The following is an 18220-nucleotide window of genomic DNA, read 5'->3' as shown; positions in this document are numbered from 1 at the left end:
AGGCCTGGTCATGAAATTCCTCAAACCCCTGCTCCTGCTATTGGTCGTCGGCGTACTCGGCGCCATCGGCTTCATCTACTCCGGGGCCTACCCCATCGGGGCCGACGACGCTCACACCAGGCCGGTCTACCTGGCCCTGGAGACCCTGCGCGAGCGCTCGATCGCGGTTCGCACCAAGAACATATCTGTACCGGCGCTCGACGACTCGCAGATGCTGCTGGCCGGCGGCGCGGACTACAACGACATGTGCGCCGGCTGTCACCTGAAGCCGGGGAAGAGCGAATCGGACATGTCGATCGGCCTGTATCCGAAGCCTCCCAACCTGGCCATGCCGGCCGGCATGCACGGGGAAGGACAGGATGAGCACGACCACGGCGACGAGAAGGCCAGCGCCGCCCGCCAGTTCTGGATCATCAAGCACGGTCTGAAGATGACCGCGATGCCGGCCTGGGGCGCGACGCACGACGATCAGCGCATCTGGGCGATGGTGGCGTTTCTCCAGAAGCTGCCCTCGCTGACCCCGGAGCAATACCAGATCCTCACGGCGCGGGGCGAAGGGGATTCGGGCATGGATCACGACGACGCGGCGCCGGCTGCGGCGCCTCCATCGGGCGGCGATGCTCACGGTGGCCATGGCGGCATGGACATGTCGCAAATGCAGATGCCGGAGGCTGGATCGGCCGCGCCGGAGGCCGAGAAGGCCGTGGAAGCCTTCCGATCGGCCTTGAAGGCGGGCGATCGGGCGGTCCTCTCGTACTGGCTGACCGACGACCTGCTGGTCTACGAGGGCGGCGGCGCCGAGCGCTCGCGCGACGAGTTCCTGGCCTTGCACGCCGGCGCGGATGCGGCCTTCCTCAAGGCCTCGAAGATCGATCTGCTCAAGCGCGTTTCCGGCAGCAGCGGCGACAGTGCCTGGGTCAACTCGGAGTACCGCATCCGTGGACAGTCGTCCAAGGGCCGGCCCATCGACGTACTGAGTACCGAGACGATCCTGCTGCGCAAGACCCCTCAGGGCTGGCGGGTGCAGCACGTCCACTGGTCCTCGCAGGACTACGCTGCCGTCGCGGCGCCTTCGACCTGAGCGCGGGGATAGAGCCATGAGCGACTGCTGTGGAGACTCCGGAAGCACGCCGATGGCACGCGATCCGGTTTGCGGCATGAAGGTGAACCGGGTCACGGCGCTGCGCCACGAATTCCAGGACAAGGTCTTCGTGTTCTGCAGCGAACGCTGCCGCCAGAAGTTCATCGCCGATCCGGCCCGGTATCTGGCGCCGCCGTCACCGCCCGCCGGTGATGGCTCTCCCTCGCATGCTCCGCGGCTCGACAGCAGCGTGATCTATACCTGCCCCATGCACCCCGAAGTGCGTCAACCGGGACCGGGAAGCTGCCCCAAGTGCGGCATGGCCCTGGAACCGGAAGCGCCGTCGCTGGAGCAGGACGACAGCGAATTGCGCGATATGCGCAAGCGCTTTCGCATCGGGCTCGCCCTGACCCTGCCCCTGCTGGTCCTGTCGATGGCCGAGTTCGTTCCCGGCCTGGACCTGATGCGCCGCCTGGGGCACGGGCTGTGGAGCTGGAGCCAGCTCATCCTGGCCTCGCCGGTGGTTCTCTGGGCGGGCGCCCCCTTCTTCGTCCGCGGCTGGCAGTCGATCCGTCAGCGCAGTCTCAACATGTTCACGCTCATCGCGCTGGGCATCGGCGCGGCCTACGCCTTCAGCATCGTGGCGACCCTGGTGCCGGGGTTTCTGCCCGAGACGTTCCGCATGTCAGGCGGTGCGGTGCCGCTTTACTTCGAGGCCGCCGCGGTCATCACGGTCCTGGTGTTGCTGGGACAGGTCCTGGAGCTGCGCGCACGCTCGCAAACCTCCAGCGCCATTCGCTCCCTGCTCGAACTGGCGCCCAAGACCGCCCACCGGGTCGACGACCAGGGCAACGAGTCGGATGTGGATGCGCGGCACCTGCAAACGGGCGACCGCCTGCGGGTGCGGCCGGGCGAAAAGATTCCGGTGGATGCCGAAGTCGTCGAGGGCGAGAGCCATGTCGACGAGTCGATGATCAGCGGTGAACCCGATCCGGTTCGCAAGCAGGCCGGGGACAGTGTCACCGGCGGCACCATCAACGGCCGCGGCAGCCTGCTGGTGCGCGCCGCCCGCGTCGGCAAGGACACCCTGCTCGCGCAGATCGTGCAGATGGTCGCGGAGGCACAACGGTCGCGTGCGCCGATCCAGCGCCTGGCCGATGTGGTTTCGGCCTGGTTCGTGCCGGCGGTCATCGCCGTGGCCGTGGCCGCCGCGGTGATCTGGGCCTTGGCAGGCCCACCGCCGCAGCTGGCGACGGCGCTGGTGGTCGCCGTATCCGTCCTGATCATCGCCTGTCCTTGCGCGCTGGGCCTGGCGACGCCGATGTCGGTGATGGTCGGGATCGGTCGCGGCGCCCAGGCAGGCGTCCTGATCAAGGACGCCGCCGCCCTGGAGCGCCTGGAGAAGATCGACACTCTCGTCGTCGACAAGACAGGCACCCTGACCGAAGGCAAACCCAGCCTGCGCTCGGTGCTGCCCGTGGGTCGGTTCTCCGAGGCGGAAGTATTTTCCCTGGCTGCCGCCGCGGAGGCGCTGAGCGAACATCCCCTGGGTCGCGCGATCGTCGAAGCGGCCGCGCAACACACTTCGGGGTCCATCCCTGCAGCCACGGAGTTCGGCTCCGATCCGGGACTCGGCGTCTGGGCAACCGTCGGCGATCGCAAGGTCCTCGTGGGGAACCAGCGTCTGCTTGAAGCTCGCCGGATTCCGACGGAAGCCCTGATCAGCCCCGCGGAACTGGCCCGGCTCAAGGGACAGACCGCAGTATTCGTGGCCATCGACGGCCGGCCCGCCGGCATCATTGCTGTCGCCGACGCGATCAAGGCCTCCACGCCAGAGGCCGTTACGGCCCTGAAATCCGCTGGCCTGCGAATCCTGATGCTGACCGGAGACAATGAGCGCACCGCACGCGCGGTCGCCCAAGAACTCGGCATTGACGAGGTCATCGCCGACGTCCTGCCCCAGGACAAGGCCGGCGTCGTGCAACGCCTGCAGCGCGAAGGCCGCCGCGTTGCCATGGCGGGTGACGGCGTCAACGATGCTCCGGCGCTGAGCTCGGCCGATGTCGGCATCGCGATGGGCACGGGCACCGATGTGGCCATGCAGTCTGCCAGCGTTACCTTACTCAAGGGCGACCTGCGCGGCATCGCGCGCAGCGTGGCCCTGTCCCGCGCCACGATGCGCAACATTCGCCAGAACCTGTTCCTGGCCTTCGTCTACAACGCCCTGGGCGTGCCTATCGCGGCCGGTGTGCTGTATCCGTTTTTCGGCCTGCTGCTGTCGCCCATGCTCGCCAGTGCCGCGATGAGCCTGTCCTCCGTGTCGGTCGTGGCCAATGCGCTGCGGCTGCGTTCGGCACAGCTCTGGCCGGAGGCCACTTGAGCATCGGCCGCATCACGCCCGCAGCGTTGAGCGAGCGGCTTCGGCACTCTCCCGCGCCGCTGCTGCTCGATGCCCGGCGCCGTGACGCGTTTCGACGTGAGCCGCTGGCGCTGCCGCATGCGGTTCCGATCCATATGGACGAGCAGCCGCCACAGCTTCCCGATCTGCCGCGCTCGACGCCGATCGTCGTCTACTGCCTGTGCAACGGACAGGCTTCGAGCACTCGCGTCGCACGTTGGCTCGACGCGGCGGGATACCGCGACATCGCGGTCCTGGACGGCGGATGGCCCGCCTGGCTTGCCGGCGGCGGCGTCACTGCGGTGCTCGCCCCCGAAGCCCGGCGTCAGATTGCCGGGTGGACGGTCCTGGCCGAGGAACCGCAGGGCGATCTCATTGCGGAAGCCGCATTCCTGAGAGGCCTGGCCCTGCCCGCCCGCCGAGACCTGGCCGTGCTGTTCGTCGACATGGTCGACTCCACGCGCCTGTTCGCGACCCATGCCCCCGAGCAGGTACTCGGCCTGGTGCAGGCCTTCATGGAGATCGTGACGGAAATCGCCGTAAGCCACTGCGGCGATGTCCATGACTTCGAAGGTGACGGTGCCATGCTGTACTTCGCCAGTCCCACGGAGAGCCTACCCGCGGCCTTCGCCATTCGTGATGCGCTCGCCGAACGCCGCGTAACCCGCCCCGACCTCCCCGAGGTGCGCATGGCCCTGGACTTCGGTCCGCTGGTTATTGGCCGGATTGGCGGCCGCGAACGCCGTGGACTTTCCTTCATCGGCACGGCTGTGCACACCGCGGCACGCCTGCTCAAGCTCGCCCCTCCGGGCGGCATTGCCGCAACCGAAGCGGTCATGAACCACGCGCGTGCAAGCCAGCAGGACCATGCCAATGCCTTCCTGCTGCACGCAGAGCCGCAGCACCTCAAGGGCTTCGATGCCCCCGTCTCGGTGTATTTGACTCATCAGTCGTCCAGGAGGAGAAAAACATGAAGCCATACTCGCAGGCCTCCCTGCTGATCGCGTTGCTGGTCAGCACCATTCCGGCACTCGCACAGGATCGTTCCACACCGGAACCCGCGACCTATCCCGTCATTCCCGTGCCGTCACGGAACATGGACCAAATGGCCACCATGACCCATGGGTTACAGCCGGCGGCGTTCATGCTGGGTCATGGCAGCAAATGGATGGCGGCCTACGAATACGGCTACGAGCGGATGAACCGAAACCTTGATGGCACCGGGCGGATTAGCGAGGGTGAAATCCTGCAGAACTACTTCGCCGCGCCCACCAAGATGAGCATGCAGATGCATATGGGCATGCTGATGTACGCGGCGACCGACGATCTGGCGCTGATGGCAACGCTGCCCTACCTCGTCAAGTCGATGGAGCATCTCACCGCCGACGGCGAGCGGTTCAACGAACGCACCAGCGGCATCGGCGATGTCGGACTGCGTGCGCAGTACGTCGTCTATGCGCAGCCCGATCTGCGCCATCGCGTTGTGCTCAATGCCGGCCTCAGCCTGCCGACCGGCTCGATCGACGAGCGCATGAACGGCATGCGCCTGGAATACCCCATGCAGCTGGGCGCCGGCACCGTTTCCCTGAGTCCTGGAGTCGCCTACCTGGGACAGGCCGCGCAATGGGGCTGGGGCGCGGAGTTCCTGCCGACTCTTCGTGTCGGCGACAACGACAACGGCTATCGACTCGGCAACGACTATCGGCTGGGCCTGTGGATGATCCGTCGCCTCAACGAGGTGGCCAATGCCTCGGCGCGCGTCGAGGCCCGCCGCGTCGAGAACATCCGCGGCGCCGATGCGGAACTCGATCCCGCGGACGAGCCGACCAAGGATCCGTCCCTGCAGGGCGGCAAGCGGCTGGATTTCCTGGTCGGCTTTGACCTGAGGCCAGGCCAGAGCCCCCGCTCCGAGCAACAGCGTGTGTTTCTGGAGGTCGGCGCGCCGGTGTACCAGGACCTGGATGGACCGCAACTCAAGACCACTTTTCTCGGACGGCTGAACTGGCAATGGCGATTCCTGTAGTCCTTATGAGATGCCAATCATGAATCCACGCACCGCCCACCGGGATCGCCGTCCCCTCCTCGTCGCCCTCGCCGCTGGCCTCACCGCGCTGTTCCTCATTGGCGGGGCCTACCGGCAGCTATCCGCGCCGCCCGCGGCCGCGGCCGCGGCCGCGGATGACGTGGTCGTCTACAAAAGCCCCACCTGCCACTGCTGTTCCAAATGGGTCGAGCACCTCCGGAACGCGGGCTTCTCGGTCGACGTGCGCAATGAAAACGCTATGAATCCACTCAAGACCCGGCTGGGTGTGCCTACTGACCTGGCGTCCTGTCACACGGCTATCGTGCGGGGATACCTCATCGAAGGCCATGTGCCCGCGGAAGAAATCCGACGGCTGCTGGCCGAGCGTCCCAAGGCCAAGGGGCTCGCGGTGCCGGGCATGCCGATCGGATCTCCCGGCATGGAGCAAGGGGATCGCGTCGACCCCTACGAGGTCCTGCTGTTCAGCGATGAGGCCCCGCCGTCGGTATTCGCTAAACACGGACCGGCGGCGCCATGAGCGCGCACCGACGAGGCACGCCGCCGCGACGATCGGGTGGACTCTCTGCGCTGCCGACTTCCGACGATGCTCAGGCCTTACCGCGCGTCACCATCGGCCGTCTCGCCAAGCTCACGGACACCACGGTCGACACGATCCGGTTTTACGAACGCCTGGGGCTTTTGCCCAAGGCGCGTCGAGCGACATCGGGATATCGCAACTTTGGCGCGGATGACGTCGATCGATTGCGGTTCATCCGGCGCGTGCGGGCCCTGGGCTTCAACCTGGACGAAATTGCCGACATCCTGCGTCTTGAGCATCAGGGTGACCTCAGCGGCAAGTTGGAATCGGGTATCGAACCGAGGGTTCGCGAGATCGAGCGCCGCATTCATGATCTCACCGCCATCCGGGACCGCTTGCGGCAGCACGCCGGCAAGGCGAAGGGCCGCGCTACGGGTCGCGCCTCCATCATCGCCGCGCTGCTGGGGCCTGACAGCTACCAGGCCAAGGTCCGATGAACGCCGCCATGCCGACGCCGGCTTCAGCGGTCCACCCCCTCTGGTTCCCGACGAAGCGCCCGGCAAGCGACGCCGCCTTGCCGGGCCCTGTCGTCCGCCTGCGTCGACTAGTGGGCGGCGGTGGCCGTGCCCTGTTCGGAGCCGCGTGCCGGAGCCTTGCTCGCCATCTGTCGGCAGGCCTCCGCGCAGCGCCGACAGGCCTCGGCGCACTGCTGGCAGTGGTCAGGGGAATGGCGTTCGCATTCCTCGCCGCAGGCCTCGCAAATCTCCGCGCAGAGCTGGCAGATCGCACCGGCGAACTCACTGCCGCGAGCCATCGCCGAAGCGGCAAAGCGGCAGACCTGCGCGCAGTCCATGTCGAGCGCGACGCAGCGGGCCATCTCCCGAACGTCGGGCTCCTGCAGGCAGGCGGTTGCGCAGTGATCGCAGGCGTCGGCGCAGGCCTGGCAGGCTTCAATGCATTCTCGGAATTGTTCGTGGGCCATGTCATTGTCTCCAATTAAGAATAGTGGTCGGCGGACCGCGAAGGCCCGCCGCCTTTCGGGTGCAGCAGCCATGCCTGCTCCAGAAGGACAACCCCTTCAGGTGCTTGGCCCGCAATCTCTGGACCGTGGTCCCACGCCGCTCCCTGCAAAATGGAGCGGTTCTGCCGCAGCCACTTGCAGACTGCAGGCTTCCTTCCGACAACGCGCTCCTCAATGAATTTACTTGCACCCGAAGACATTGCTGCCGCGACCCGGCAAATGCTGGAGGTCTGGCGTGAAGACCCCGCCGCAACCTACCGAAGCTGGTTCCTGTGGGAGGAGCGACTGAAGAACTTCCGCTCCATCCGGCGGGGCCTTGCCGCGGTCGTCGAAGAAATCGATGCCGGGCGCTTCGGCAACGCCTACCGGGGATCCTCGCTGGAGACGGTGGTCAGCAGCATCGCGGAACAGCGCCAGATTTTCCGGGGCGCCGATCATGCCTTTCTCTGGAAGCCGAAACTGCGCATCCCGGACATCTACGAGAACCCGGACAATCAGCGCGCCTTCGGGCGCTTCCTGCACAGCTGCGCCTGCTGCCAGACTGAAGAACCCGTGCTGGCGGCGATCCAGCAACTGGACGCGCAGCACATCAAGGGTCTGGGACCCGCGGCCGCAAACCTTCTGTACTTCCTGCATCCCACCCTGATACCGCCCTTCAACACCGCGATCGTGCGCGGCTACAACCTGCTGACCGGAGCACAGGCCAAACTCGGCAGCTGGGAGGAATACCTGGCCATGCGCCGGGGCATCCTCGAATTCAACCAGCGGTACCGTCAGCTGCTTTCCAATGACCTCGGCGCCATCGGCGGGCTGCTGTTCGATATCGGTTCCGGCCGCTATACGGCGCCGGCGATCGGTGGCGAAGAGGAGCTGATCGCCCAATGGCGGGCGGACCTCGCACTGGTGCGCGAGCAGTCGGCTCGTGTCAGCAGCGCGCTTCTGACAGCGGCCGAGGGCGATCTCACCCATACCGAGGTGCAGGGCTGGCTGAGGGACCTGGGTCAGGCGCTGGGCTATCTGGTCTGGATCGCCGCAAACGACCGTTCAAGGCCCTACGGCGGCGGCCGCCTGGCCGATGGCTGCGTCGACACTTTGCCCCCCAGGATCGCCGCGGCCGGCAGTGCTGAATCGATCCGGCTGATCGATGTGCTGTGGATCGACCCCGACCAGGAGCGGATTGCCGCGGCCTTCGAGGTCGAGCACACGACCAGTATCTATTCAGGCATCGTGCGCATGCTGGACCTCGCGCTCTCCTTCGATGAACCGGCGTCCGGCAATTATTTCCTCGTTGCCCCCGACGATCGGCAGGAGCAGGTGCGTGCACAACTGGGTCGGCCGGCCTTCAGCCGGGTTTCCGATCTGAAGCTCCACTATCTGCCTTACGGCGCCCTGCGCGAACACCGCACCGCCTTGGCTCGGTTCGGCACGGGGCTCAAGGGCATGCTCAGCCTCGCCGCTCCGTTGCGTTAGCCGCAGGCCGGGCAGAAGCCCGGGCTCGCGACGGGTTTCCTAGCGAAGCCGCAGGCCCACCGAGGCCTCAGGTGCGCGGGTATCCTCGCTACAGGCCCACAGACGATTGAAGTCGCCTCCCGTCCAGCCCTTCACATCCCGGGCGCGAGGCTGCGGGGCTGCTTGACGTTCAAACCCAGCGTGCAGAAATTCCGCCAGTCTGCGTTCGAGCCAGCAGTACGGCCGGCCCAGCGTGCCGGCGCTCACAAAACCTACATGCCCGCCGTTGTGCGCCAATTCCAGTGTCACCTGGGGCGACAAGGCTTCCACATTGGGAACGATATCGGCCGTCATGAAGGGATCATCCAGCGCATGCACCACGAGGGTCGAGCGCTGAATATCCTTTAGAAATTGTCCGCAGGAGGCGTTCGCGTAGTAGTCCTCCGCGTTGCGGTAACCGGCCAGGGGCGCCGTGCAGGCCTCGTCGTACTCGATGAAATCCTGCGCCGCTAGTGCGGCGGACAGATTGACCAGAGCCGATAGCGGAACCTGGCGATGCTTGCGCCGCAAAGCGATTTTCACCGCGTCGAGCAAACGCTTCTGATAAACGCGAGAGAAGCCGGTGCGCAGGCGCTCTGCACACGGTCGGATAATGAAGGGCACCGAGGCTGCTGCTGCGATATTGATCGGGGCCAACGGACCCTCCTCCGCCAGTGCCTTGAGGGTGACGTTAGCGCCCAGCGACCAGCCCAGCGAAGCGATGAACGCCTCAGGCTCTCGCTTGCGCAACAGATGCCAGAAATAGCGCAGGTCTTCGGTATCACCCTGGTTGTAGCAGCGGTGCAAGCGGTTCGGCTCCGGCCCCGCGCCGCGCAGCTGCAAGATCACCGTGCGCCAACCTTTCGTGATCAGTTGGCAGGCGGTACCCAACAGATACTTGGACTCAAAGCCGCCTGCAAGCCCATGTACCAGCACCGCCAAAGGACCACTGGCGTTATGGTCCCCGCTCCAGCCCAGATCCACGAAATCTCCATCAGTCAATTCCAGTCGCTCGCGTCGAAGGGCCAGCTTAGGTGCGGGCCGCAACAGGGTCGCGATGGTTTGTAGATGTGCGCCCGCCAACAGGGGATGTGGCCGGAAGCGACTTTGAAGTATCCGGCCGTGGCGTTGGCCAGCCGGCATCGGCTTCAGGGACGTCTCTGGCATGGTTTTTCGGCTCCGGACCTTCTCAGTGCACATGGTGGAGTCCACTTTTTGTACGCGCCGATCGCGAGCCGCCGCGCGCATTCCTGGGGCTAAGACCGGCCCGGCAGCGTCGTGCTATCCGGGCCGGCGGGGGCTTCTTTCACTGCTGCGCCAGGACTACTTCGGCTTCTTGTGCGCGGCGAGCCAGCGATCCAGTTCGGCGATTTCCTTCTTCTGCGCGGCGATGATGTTCTTGGCCATCTCCAGCATCTCCGGATGCTTGCCTTCCTTGAGCTCGGCTTCGGACATTTCCACGGCCATCTGGTGGTGCTTTCGCATATTGGTTGCGAAGTCATAGTCCGCATCGCCAGTCATGGACATACCGTCCATCGGCTTCATGCCGCCCATATCCTTCATGCCTCCGCCGCCTTTTGCCCCCGCGGGCTTGGTGGCATCGGCTGCGGCCAATTGGTAGCCATTGCCGGGGTCAGTGGCCTTGAACATCGAAGGCTGTTCCGCAACCGCGGGCGCGCCGCCGAGCGCAAAGACCACGCCAAGCGCGAGTGCAATGGTCTGTCTGGTGAAAATATTGGACTTCTTCATGATGGTGCTTCGTGGGTGAAATGACCCGGTCGGGTCGTGGCAAACGATCTTTTGAATGTGAACCGGGAGTGCGTCCAGCTACGTTCCCTGGCGATGCCACCACGCGTCGGCAAACATGCCCAGCGATAGCAACGCGAGGACCGTGGCGTCTGCGAAGAGATGAGCAGAGCTCAATCCCAGCAGCGGACCGAACAGATCCGTGATCCAGGCGCCGACCAGCGCTACGAATGCGGCAACCCACAAGAGTCGCGCACAGCGCACGGCGAAAGTGGGGCTCATGCTACGGCCCTCCTCGGCGGGGCCGGGAGACGAAGTAGTTGCAGGCAACTCTCGGCCAGTACCTGACAAATCTGCACGCAGTCCTGCAAACCCGTCAGGTCTTGAAGCGCCTCGGCAGAGGCGCGACTCACTGTCGCGCAGGCCTGGACCACCGCGTGCTGCTCAGGTGCCCTGGCCATCAGAAAGTGCGCGGTCACCAGGCTGAGTTCCGCACAGTTGAGCAAGGTCGCGGCAGGGTCTGAGCCGATTCGGATGCCGGCCGATTGCGGTCGCAACGCGGCCTCGGCGCACAGGCGGTGGCATTCGAGGGAGGCCTCGATACAGAGCTGGATTGAAGGCGCTTCGACATCGGGCATGGCGGTCACTCCCACGTTCACGGTTGTTTGTCGGCCATATCGGGGCAGTTGGCATGCCATGGCTGAAAGGGCCTTGTGCCTCAGCGTCTTATGGCCGAAAACCCTGGATAGCCATCCATTCGTGGAGCGTGAGATTTGCGGGCCTGACGCTGCGCTTCCCTGCAGACTGCAACCCTTGGCTCGGCGACGTCGGCGGACCCCTGAAGAAAACAGGGCGCCTTGTGGCGCCCCGTTGGTTTGCCCATGACCTCCTAACGCCGACAGGGCGCAGGACCGAAGTGCCCCGGATCCTTCACCGCCATGACGGCTTCGTAGGAACCGGGCGACGCGGACTGGGTCGGGCAGCTTTCATGTTCGACGCTGGCCTTTGGACGCCAATGCGCGGGGTCCTTGACGGACATCACCGCCTCGAACGATCCAGGAAGCCCCTCGCTGCGCGGTGATATCGGGGCATCACCGGCGGCTTTTAGACCGTAGTTGCCCGGGTCCTTGACGCTCATGATGGCCTCGAAGCTTCCGGGTGCCGGGGGTTCCTGTGCCGGATGTGCCCAGGCACCGGCAGAAGCCGCCCCCAGCAACGCAGCGGCGGCCATGGAGCGAGTGATGCGTGCAGCAAGCAGATGGGTGTTCATGATGATCTCCTTGAGAGGAAACTTACGGGGCGACAGGGATCGTGCCCCGAGGGCCGACCCAGTTCGTCGGTGGGGTCTGCGGCGCGATGTCGCAGGGCGCCAGGACGGTGACCTCGACACGGCGCTTGTTGGCACCGTCCCAGAGTTGCCGCGTAACCGCCGGCGCCGGCGCCGGGCAAGGCGTCGCCTCCGCGCTGGCGTGAAGGGTGTTGCGCGGGCCGTAGGTCGGTGCGGCTTGTGCCGCCTGGACCAGGCTGATGATCGCGACCAGGCCCAGGACGAGCCGGCGGATCGGGATGACTGCAGTGTTCATGGATGACCTCTTCGGGCAACAGGAATGCAAGGCATGTCAGGCATGCCGGTCTTTGTCGTCGAGGTGAATCCAGGCCCGCTGGCGCGCGGGCCCTCGCCGCTCCTACAGTCGCAGGCGGGCCGTAACCAGGTAGGTGCGGGTTCCAGCAAGGCCCGGCGGAGACGTGCCGGGAGCCTTCAATGGCGGTGGATGCCCAATCCAGTCGGGCGCAAGATGCGACAACGGTGGCGGAGCGGGCGTCTTGTCGCCGGAGAAGGTCGGAAGCGCGTCGGCTTCGGCGTCCCTCACCTGAGCCTGCAGAGCGACGACCTGCTTGCAGCATTTGCCGACGCCGCTGCTGACCTGCGGGCACGGCGCCATGGCGTCGGTGCAACAGCAACGCTGCTGCATGGATGCGGCGTCATGGGCACAGGCCAGCGCGACCCGCCAGGGCAGCAGCGTCGCCATGACGATCAGAACGGCCCAGACTCCTCGGCGCACGCGGTTACTCCTGCCCGGCCTACAGGATTTGGACCGGGCGGTTGCTGTCCCGTTCCGGCGAAGGCCTGTCATGGACTCCCTTCCTTCGGTAGCCGACGTCCACGGAGCAGCAGGTATGCCGCTGGGAGCACGATCATCGACAAGAGGGGCGCGGTGATCATGCCACCCACCATCGGCGCCGCGATGCGCTGCATCACCTCGCTGCCGGTGCCCGCCCCGATGAACAAGGGCAGCAGGCCGGCGATGATGACCGCGACGGTCATGGCCTTCGGACGCACCCGCAGCACGGCCCCCTCGATCAGGGCTTCGCGCAGGTCGGCCTGGCTGCGCATCTGGCCGCGCTCCTGCCGCTCGCCGATGGCGTTGTCCAGGTAGATCAGCATCACCACGCCGAACTCGGCGGCGACGCCGGCCAGGGCAATGAAGCCGACGCCGGAGGCGACCGACAGATGATGGCCCAGCAGGTAGATCAGCCAGAATCCGCCGACCAGGGCGAAGGGCAAGGTCGCCATGATCAGTGCCGCGGACGCGGCGCTGCGGAAGGTCAAGTACAGCAACAGGAAGATGATTGCCAGCGTAAACGGTACGACGACCTGCAGGCGCTTGGTGGCCCGTTCGAGATATTCGAACTGGCCCGACCAGGCGACCGAGTAGCCGGGCGGCAGTTGCACCTGCTCAGCCACGGCCTTGCGGGCCTCGGCGACATAGCCCCCGAGGTCGCGGCCGCGGATGTCGACGTAGATCCAGCCGTTCGGGCGGGCGTTCTCCGACTTGATCATCGGCGGACCGTCGGTGATCTGCACGGTCGCGAGACTGCCCAGGGTGATCGTCTCGCCGCGCATCGTCACCAGCGGCAAGTCGCGCAGATCTTGCACCGAGTCCCGCAGGGCCCGCGGATAGCGCAGGTTGATCGGAAAGCGCTGCAGGCCCTCGACCGTCTCGCCGATGTTCTCGCCGCCGATGGCCAGGGAAACGATGCGCTGCACATCGGCGATGCTCATGCCGTAGCGAGCCGCCGCGAGGCGGTCAGGAACGACCTCGATGTAGCGCCCACCCGAAACCCGCTCGGAGAAGGCCGAGACGGTGCCGGGGACCTGCTTCACCACGGTCTCGATCTGGGCGCCGACCCGCTCGATCACCGCCAGATCGGGGCCTGCGATCTTGATGCCCACCGGCGACTTGATGCCGGTCGCGAGCATGTCGATGCGGTTGCGGATCGGCTGGACCCAGACATTGCCCATGCCTGGAATCTTCAGCGCTGCATCCATCTCCTCGATCAGCTTCTCGGTGGTCATGCCCTCCCGCCATTCCGAGTGCGGTTTGAGCCGGACCGTGGTCTCCACCATTTCCAGTGGCGCGGGGTCGGTCGCCGACTCGGCGCGTCCGATCTTGCCGAACACCCGCTGCACCTCGGGAAAGGTCTTCAGGATGCGGTCGGTCTGCTGCAGCACCTCGGCAGCCTTGCCGACTGCCAGCCCCGGCAGCGCCGTCGGCATGTACAGCAGGTCGCCCTCGTCCAGCGGCGGCATGAACTCGCTACCGAGACGCGTGGCCGGCCACAGCGTCGCCAGGGCGGCGACCAGAGCGATTACCAGCGTCGCACGGGGATGCGCCAGCACCTTGTCGATCACCGGGCGGTACACGGCGATCAGCGCACGGTTCAGAGGGTTGGCAGTCTCGTCGACGATCCGCCCGCGGATGAAGGCGACCATCAGGACGGGGATCAGCGTGACCGACAACGCGGCTGCGGCGGCCATCGCGTAGGTCTTGGTATAGGCCAGGGGCGCGAACAGCCGGCCTTCCTGGGCCTCCAGCGTGAAGACCGGTACGAAGGACAGGGTGATGATCAATAGCGAAAAGAACAGCGCCGGTCCCACCTCGCCGGCGGCGTCCGCCATCAGTTTCAACCGCTCTGCGCCGGCGGGATCCTGCCCTCCGTGCGCATGTCGCCACTGCTCCAGCTTCTTGTGGGCGTTCTCGATCATGACCACCGCTGCATCGACCATCGCGCCGACCGCGATGGCGATGCCGCCCAGCGACATGATGTTGGCGTTGATGCCCTGGGCATGCATGACGATGAATGCCGCCAGGATACCGATCGGCAGGGTGATGATGGCCACCAGCGCCGAGCGCAGGTGCCAGAGGAACAGGGCGCAGACGAGCGCCACGACCAGGAACTCCTCCAGCAGCTTGTGAGACAGGTTCTCCACGGCCCGGTCGATCAGCGCAGAACGGTCGTAGGTCTCCACGACTTCGACGCCCTGGGGCAGGCTGGCTTTCAGAACTTCAAGCTTTTCCTTGACCGCCACGATCGTCGACTGGGCGTTCTCGCCGGAGCGCAGCACGATCACGCCGCCGACGACCTCGCCCTCCCCGTCCAGTTCGGCGATGCCGCGCCGGGTCTCTGGACCCAACTGCACGGTTGCGACGTCGCGCAGCAGGATCGGCGTGCCGTTGTCCCCGAGTCCCACCGGGATCTCGCGGAAGTCGTCGAGCGACTTCAGGTAGCCCCTGGCACGCACCATGTACTCGGTCTCGGCCAGCTCCAGCACCGAGCCACCCGATTCGCCGTTGGCGTCCTGCACCGCGGTGACGACCGTTTCCAGCGGCAGGCGATAGGCACGCAGCCGGTCCGGATCGAGCACGATCTGGTACTGGCGGTTGAAGCCGCCGACCGTGGCGACCTCGGCCACGTTCGGTACGGTCTTCAGTTCGTACTTGAGGAACCAGTCCTGCAGCGCGCGCAGCTGGCTGATGTCGGTCTTGCCGGTGCGGTCGACCAGGGCGTACTCGTAGATCCAGCCGACGCCGGTCGCGTCGGGGCCCAGCGCCGCACGCGCCGTTGCCGGCAGGCGGCCCTGGACCTGGGACAGGTATTCCAGCACGCGCGAGCGCGCCCAGTAGAGATCGACGCCGTCCTCGAACAACACATAGACGAAGGACTCGCCGAACAGCGAGTAGCCGCGGACCGTCTTGGCGTGCGGCACCGATAGCAGGGTCGTCGTCAGCGGATAGGTGACCTGGTCCTCCACGACCTGCGGCGCCTGGCCGGGATAGACGGTGCGGACGATCACCTGGGTGTCGGACAGGTCGGGAATCGCGTCGAGCGGCGTGCGCGCCGCCGAGTACAGTCCCCAGGCAGTCACCAGCAGCGTCGCCAGCAGCACCAGGAATCGGTTGTGGACCGACCAATGGATCAGGCGGGCGATCACGGTGCCGGCTCCGGAGCCATGGCAGCCTTATCGGTGCTGGCCGGACCGCCCATGCGCTGGTAAGCCCCGCGCAGGCTGGCCTCGGAGTCCAGCAGGAACTGGCCGGAGACGACCACCTGCTGCCCTTCTGAAAGTCCCGACAGGATCACCGTCTGGTCTTGCCGCTCGGGGCCCAGCTCGACGTGAACCGGCCGATAGCGGCCGGCAGCCTCGGCCACCAGCACGACACTGCGATCCCCGGTACGGATGACCGCTTCGCTCGGGACCATGACGACATCGCGCTTCGCTCCGCCGAAGAGGGTTACGTCGGCGAACATGCCGGGCTTGAGCGCCAGGTCGGGATTGTCGAACACCAGGCGCACTTTGAGCGTTCGGGTCTGGGTATCGAGCATCGGATACACATAGTCGACCGTCCCTTCGAACACCCGCTCCGGCTGGCTCTTCAGGCGCGCCTCCGCGGGCTTGCCCACGGCCACCCAACCGGCCTGCGTCTCGGGGACCTCGACCAAGATCCAGATGCTCGACAGGTCGGCGAGCCTCATCAGGGGCATTCCCGGGGTCACCTGCCCCCCTTCGCGGACCATCAGCTCAATGACGACGCCGCCTTGCGGCGCCACGATGCCGACCTGGCGCTGCGGACCACCCGAACCACCTCCGACGCCCAACAGCTTGAGCCGGGTCCTGGCGGCATCGATCAACGTCGGGTCGCCCAGTTTGCGGGCCAGGGCCAGTTCCTCCTGCGCCGCCAGCAGGTCGGGAGCATAGACGCCGGCCACGACCTGACCGCGCCGCACGGTATCGCCGACCGCCCGGACCTCCAGGTGCTCGACCCAGCCGGCCGCGCGTGCTTCCACGGACACGATACGACGCTCGTCGACCGCGACGCTGCCGACGGCATCGATACGCTGCCAGAAGGTGCCACGCTCGACCGGCGCGGTGCGCATGCCCAGGTTCTGGGCCATGCGCGGGTCGATCTCGATAGTCACGCCTGCGCCGTCTGGCATGGCCGTCTCCTCGGCATACTTCGGCAGCAGGTCCATGTCCATGAAGGGCGACTTGCCGGGCTTGTCGAAATGCACCTCCGGCTTCATGGGGTCGTACCAATACAGCACCTGGCGCTCGGTGGCAGAGGACTTGGCAAGCGTGGCAGTGGGCTGGTCCTCCCGCTTCACCAGCTTCATGCCGCAGATCGGACAGTTGCCCGGATGATCCTGGCGTACCTGCGGATGCATCGGACAGGTCCAATACGCCTGGCCCTGGGCATCCACCTTCTTCACCAACTCGTGGCGGTGCCCTTCTCCCTCCCGTGCGTACCACCAGCCGAAGCCGGCGGCTGCCGCAAGCACGAGAGTCAGAGCGATCAATATCTTCTTATTCATGGTTGGGGTCTCCAGCACCCGAGGCGTCCTCGAAGGCACCGAGATAGCTGAGTTGGATGGTGTGCATGGCGAGGTCGGACTGCAGGTCCAGGCGCGCCATCTGCAGCTCCAGGGCGCCGCGGCGAGCATCGATCACGTCGCGCAGCAGCCCGCGTCCCGACCGCCAGCCCGCGAGCGAAGCAGTGATGCGACTACTGCTCTGCGGCAGCAGGCCCTCGTCGTAGGCCTTCAGGCGCGCAATCAGCCGTTGCCAATCCTGGTGATTAAGACGCGCTTCCGAGAGCAGTTGCCGAGCGGCATCATCGACCGCCGCGGTCGCGGCCTCCTGCTGAGCATGAGCCGCGGCGACGGCGCGGTCCTGACGGTTGCGGGTGAAGACCGGCAGGTCGATGCCGACCTGCAGCATGGCCATCTCGGAGAACTCCGGCCGGTATCCGTAGCCGACTTCGACCCGCCAGTCCGGCTTGTAGGCGGCGGAAGCCAAGTCAGCACTGGTCTGAGTCAGGGCGACTTGCGCCGCGGCACCGGCCAGGTGCGGGTGCTGTCGCACGCGCTCCAGCACCACGTCCAAGGACGGCAATGCCGGCAGCTCAGGCAGATCCGCGGCCACGGGGCGGAACGCTTCGTCACCGATCCAGCGCGAGAGCCCATTGCGGGCGTGCGCCATGCTCTGTTCGGCGGCGGCGGCAGCATCCTTCATGCGGTCCACTTCCTGTCGGGCGGTCAGGAACTCAGCTTGCGTGGCGCTGCCGGTCCGCAGCGCGATCTCGACGGCCTGCATCTGGGTCTCGGCTTCCCGCAGGCTATCCCGCGTCAAACGCAGGGTCTGGTCGTACTTCCAGACCTGCAGCCAGGCCAGGGCCGCGTCCCGCCGGACCGTGCGCCAGGCCAGATGATGCTCAGCCTGCAGGCGCCCTGCTTCGCGTTCGGATAGCTCGCCCCGCAGGCGGCGCTTTTCCGCCCGCGGAAACTCCTGCATCAGGCCGGCCTGGATCTGCGTGTCGGAATCGCGCCGCAGGGACCAGGCATCGGAGGTGTTGACGGGAACGTCCTGGATGCCCGTCACGAGTTGCGGATCCGGCAGCTGGCGCGCGGCCACCGCCGTTTCCCGTGCGGCGCGTGCCTGGGCTTCCAGGCCGACCAGGATAGGCTGGCCGGACACGGCCAGGCGCTCGACTTCACCGAGCGCCAGCGCGGCGTCGTCGGCTTCGGCCCAGGACGGCAGGACAGCCGACACCAGCAGGACCGCGGCGACCGCCGACGGCCATCGG

At 66.3% G+C, this 18220-nt stretch carries 18 protein-coding genes; 7 read left to right on the top strand and 11 right to left on the bottom strand.

Annotated features, from left to right (window positions below; genetic code table 11):
- Positions 1–10 precede the first annotated feature (10 nt).
- From C3942_RS17140 to C3942_RS17115, 6 genes are read left to right on the top strand one after another with little or no spacing between them, the layout of a single operon-like run.
- Entirely contained in the window at positions 11–1081 is a 1071-nt protein-coding gene (locus C3942_RS17140; protein ID WP_104231582.1) for a c-type cytochrome, read from the top strand.
- A gap of 16 nt (positions 1082–1097) precedes the next feature.
- Complete coding sequence (locus tag C3942_RS17135) at positions 1098–3461, top strand: heavy metal translocating P-type ATPase (RefSeq protein WP_104231581.1); 2364 nt, start codon at positions 1098–1100, stop codon at positions 3459–3461.
- Positions 3458–4453 (top strand): rhodanese-like domain-containing protein, encoded by a 996-nt coding sequence (locus tag C3942_RS17130; protein ID WP_104231580.1) that lies wholly within the window; start codon positions 3458–3460, stop codon positions 4451–4453. The genes C3942_RS17135 and C3942_RS17130 overlap by 4 nt, the downstream gene beginning before the upstream one ends.
- A complete protein-coding gene (locus C3942_RS17125) occupies positions 4450–5502 on the top strand; it encodes a transporter (RefSeq protein WP_104231579.1) in 1053 nt (350 codons plus the stop codon). Before C3942_RS17130 ends, C3942_RS17125 begins: the two co-directional genes overlap by 4 nt.
- A 19-nt stretch (positions 5503–5521) precedes the next feature.
- Entirely contained in the window at positions 5522–6040 is a 519-nt protein-coding gene (locus tag C3942_RS17120) for a DUF411 domain-containing protein (protein ID WP_104231578.1), read from the top strand.
- Positions 6037–6537 carry a MerR family transcriptional regulator gene (locus tag C3942_RS17115; RefSeq protein ID WP_104231577.1) on the top strand — a complete coding sequence of 167 codons (501 nt, stop codon included), beginning with the start codon at positions 6037–6039 and terminating at the stop codon, positions 6535–6537. Before C3942_RS17120 ends, C3942_RS17115 begins: the two co-directional genes overlap by 4 nt.
- Before the next feature lie 107 nt (positions 6538–6644).
- Here C3942_RS17115 and C3942_RS17110 read toward each other — a convergent pair whose 3' ends face one another.
- Positions 6645–7022, bottom strand: a complete 378-nt coding sequence (locus tag C3942_RS17110) for a four-helix bundle copper-binding protein (RefSeq protein ID WP_104231576.1) — start codon at positions 7020–7022, stop codon at positions 6645–6647.
- Between the two features lie 213 nt (positions 7023–7235).
- Between C3942_RS17110 and C3942_RS17105 the strand changes: the two genes are divergently transcribed.
- Positions 7236–8531 carry a type II restriction enzyme NmeDI-related protein gene (locus tag C3942_RS17105; RefSeq protein WP_104231575.1) on the top strand — a complete coding sequence of 432 codons (1296 nt, stop codon included), beginning with the start codon at positions 7236–7238 and terminating at the stop codon, positions 8529–8531.
- A gap of 39 nt (positions 8532–8570) precedes the next feature.
- Here C3942_RS17105 and C3942_RS17100 read toward each other — a convergent pair whose 3' ends face one another.
- The 10 genes from C3942_RS17100 to C3942_RS17060 form a co-directional block, all read right to left on the bottom strand.
- Positions 8571–9692 (bottom strand): hydrolase, encoded by a 1122-nt coding sequence (locus C3942_RS17100; protein WP_104231626.1) that lies wholly within the window; start codon positions 9690–9692, stop codon positions 8571–8573.
- 180 nt (positions 9693–9872) lie between these two features.
- Positions 9873–10298, bottom strand: a complete 426-nt coding sequence (locus C3942_RS17095; RefSeq protein WP_207766127.1) for a DUF305 domain-containing protein — start codon at positions 10296–10298, stop codon at positions 9873–9875.
- Between the two features lie 78 nt (positions 10299–10376).
- A complete protein-coding gene (locus C3942_RS17090) occupies positions 10377–10577 on the bottom strand; it encodes a hypothetical protein (RefSeq protein WP_104231574.1) in 201 nt (66 codons plus the stop codon).
- The gene (locus C3942_RS17085; RefSeq protein WP_104231573.1) at positions 10574–10933 is read right to left on the bottom strand and encodes a four-helix bundle copper-binding protein; all 360 of its coding nucleotides are present in this window, start codon (positions 10931–10933) and stop codon (positions 10574–10576) included. The genes C3942_RS17090 and C3942_RS17085 overlap by 4 nt, the downstream gene beginning before the upstream one ends.
- 251 nt (positions 10934–11184) lie before the next feature.
- The gene (locus tag C3942_RS22100; protein ID WP_133164337.1) at positions 11185–11565 is read right to left on the bottom strand and encodes a hypothetical protein; all 381 of its coding nucleotides are present in this window, start codon (positions 11563–11565) and stop codon (positions 11185–11187) included.
- 22 nt (positions 11566–11587) lie between these two features.
- On the bottom strand, positions 11588–11878 hold the full coding sequence (locus C3942_RS17080; RefSeq protein ID WP_104231572.1) for a hypothetical protein: 291 nt from the start codon (positions 11876–11878) through the stop codon (positions 11588–11590).
- Between the two features lie 102 nt (positions 11879–11980).
- Positions 11981–12325, bottom strand: a complete 345-nt coding sequence (locus tag C3942_RS17075; RefSeq protein WP_133164336.1) for a hypothetical protein — start codon at positions 12323–12325, stop codon at positions 11981–11983.
- A gap of 101 nt (positions 12326–12426) precedes the next feature.
- Complete coding sequence (locus C3942_RS17070; RefSeq protein ID WP_104231570.1) at positions 12427–15570, bottom strand: efflux RND transporter permease subunit; 3144 nt, start codon at positions 15568–15570, stop codon at positions 12427–12429.
- The gene (locus tag C3942_RS17065) at positions 15567–16949 is read right to left on the bottom strand and encodes an efflux RND transporter periplasmic adaptor subunit (RefSeq protein ID WP_165797505.1); all 1383 of its coding nucleotides are present in this window, start codon (positions 16947–16949) and stop codon (positions 15567–15569) included. The genes C3942_RS17070 and C3942_RS17065 overlap by 4 nt, the downstream gene beginning before the upstream one ends.
- Positions 16942–18186, bottom strand: a complete 1245-nt coding sequence (locus C3942_RS17060; RefSeq protein WP_165797504.1) for a TolC family protein — start codon at positions 18184–18186, stop codon at positions 16942–16944. The genes C3942_RS17065 and C3942_RS17060 overlap by 8 nt, the downstream gene beginning before the upstream one ends.
- Between the last annotated feature and the right edge of the window lie 34 nt (positions 18187–18220).

This window comes from Solimonas fluminis (genome assembly GCF_002930645.1).
Classification (GTDB): Bacteria; Pseudomonadota; Gammaproteobacteria; order Nevskiales; family Nevskiaceae; genus Solimonas_A; species Solimonas_A fluminis.
This window is presented reverse-complemented; position numbering and strand designations above follow the sequence as displayed.

Bases quoted from the DNA above. Each gene is read 5' to 3' on its own strand.
- C3942_RS17085 (WP_104231573.1), bottom strand. From the start codon at position 10,933: ATGCCCGATGTCGAAGCGCCTTCAATCCAGCTCTGTATCGAGGCCTCC.
- C3942_RS17080 (WP_104231572.1), bottom strand. From the start codon at position 11,878: ATGAACACTGCAGTCATCCCGATCCGCCGGCTCGTCCTGGGCCTGGTC.
- C3942_RS17105 (WP_104231575.1), top strand. From the start codon at position 7,236: ATGAATTTACTTGCACCCGAAGACATTGCTGCCGCGACCCGGCAAATG.
- C3942_RS17095 (WP_207766127.1), bottom strand. From the start codon at position 10,298: ATGAAGAAGTCCAATATTTTCACCAGACAGACCATTGCACTCGCGCTT.
- C3942_RS22100 (WP_133164337.1), bottom strand. From the start codon at position 11,565: ATGAACACCCATCTGCTTGCTGCACGCATCACTCGCTCCATGGCCGCC.
- C3942_RS17125 (WP_104231579.1), top strand. From the start codon at position 4,450: ATGAAGCCATACTCGCAGGCCTCCCTGCTGATCGCGTTGCTGGTCAGC.
- C3942_RS17100 (WP_104231626.1), bottom strand. From the start codon at position 9,692: ATGCCGGCTGGCCAACGCCACGGCCGGATACTTCAAAGTCGCTTCCGG.
- C3942_RS17120 (WP_104231578.1), top strand. From the start codon at position 5,522: ATGAATCCACGCACCGCCCACCGGGATCGCCGTCCCCTCCTCGTCGCC.
- C3942_RS17110 (WP_104231576.1), bottom strand. From the start codon at position 7,022: ATGGCCCACGAACAATTCCGAGAATGCATTGAAGCCTGCCAGGCCTGC.
- C3942_RS17140 (WP_104231582.1), top strand. From the start codon at position 11: ATGAAATTCCTCAAACCCCTGCTCCTGCTATTGGTCGTCGGCGTACTC.
- C3942_RS17065 (WP_165797505.1), bottom strand. From the start codon at position 16,949: ATGAATAAGAAGATATTGATCGCTCTGACTCTCGTGCTTGCGGCAGCC.
- C3942_RS17135 (WP_104231581.1), top strand. From the start codon at position 1,098: ATGAGCGACTGCTGTGGAGACTCCGGAAGCACGCCGATGGCACGCGAT.
- C3942_RS17090 (WP_104231574.1), bottom strand. From the start codon at position 10,577: ATGAGCCCCACTTTCGCCGTGCGCTGTGCGCGACTCTTGTGGGTTGCC.
- C3942_RS17115 (WP_104231577.1), top strand. From the start codon at position 6,037: ATGAGCGCGCACCGACGAGGCACGCCGCCGCGACGATCGGGTGGACTC.
- C3942_RS17075 (WP_133164336.1), bottom strand. From the start codon at position 12,325: ATGGCGACGCTGCTGCCCTGGCGGGTCGCGCTGGCCTGTGCCCATGAC.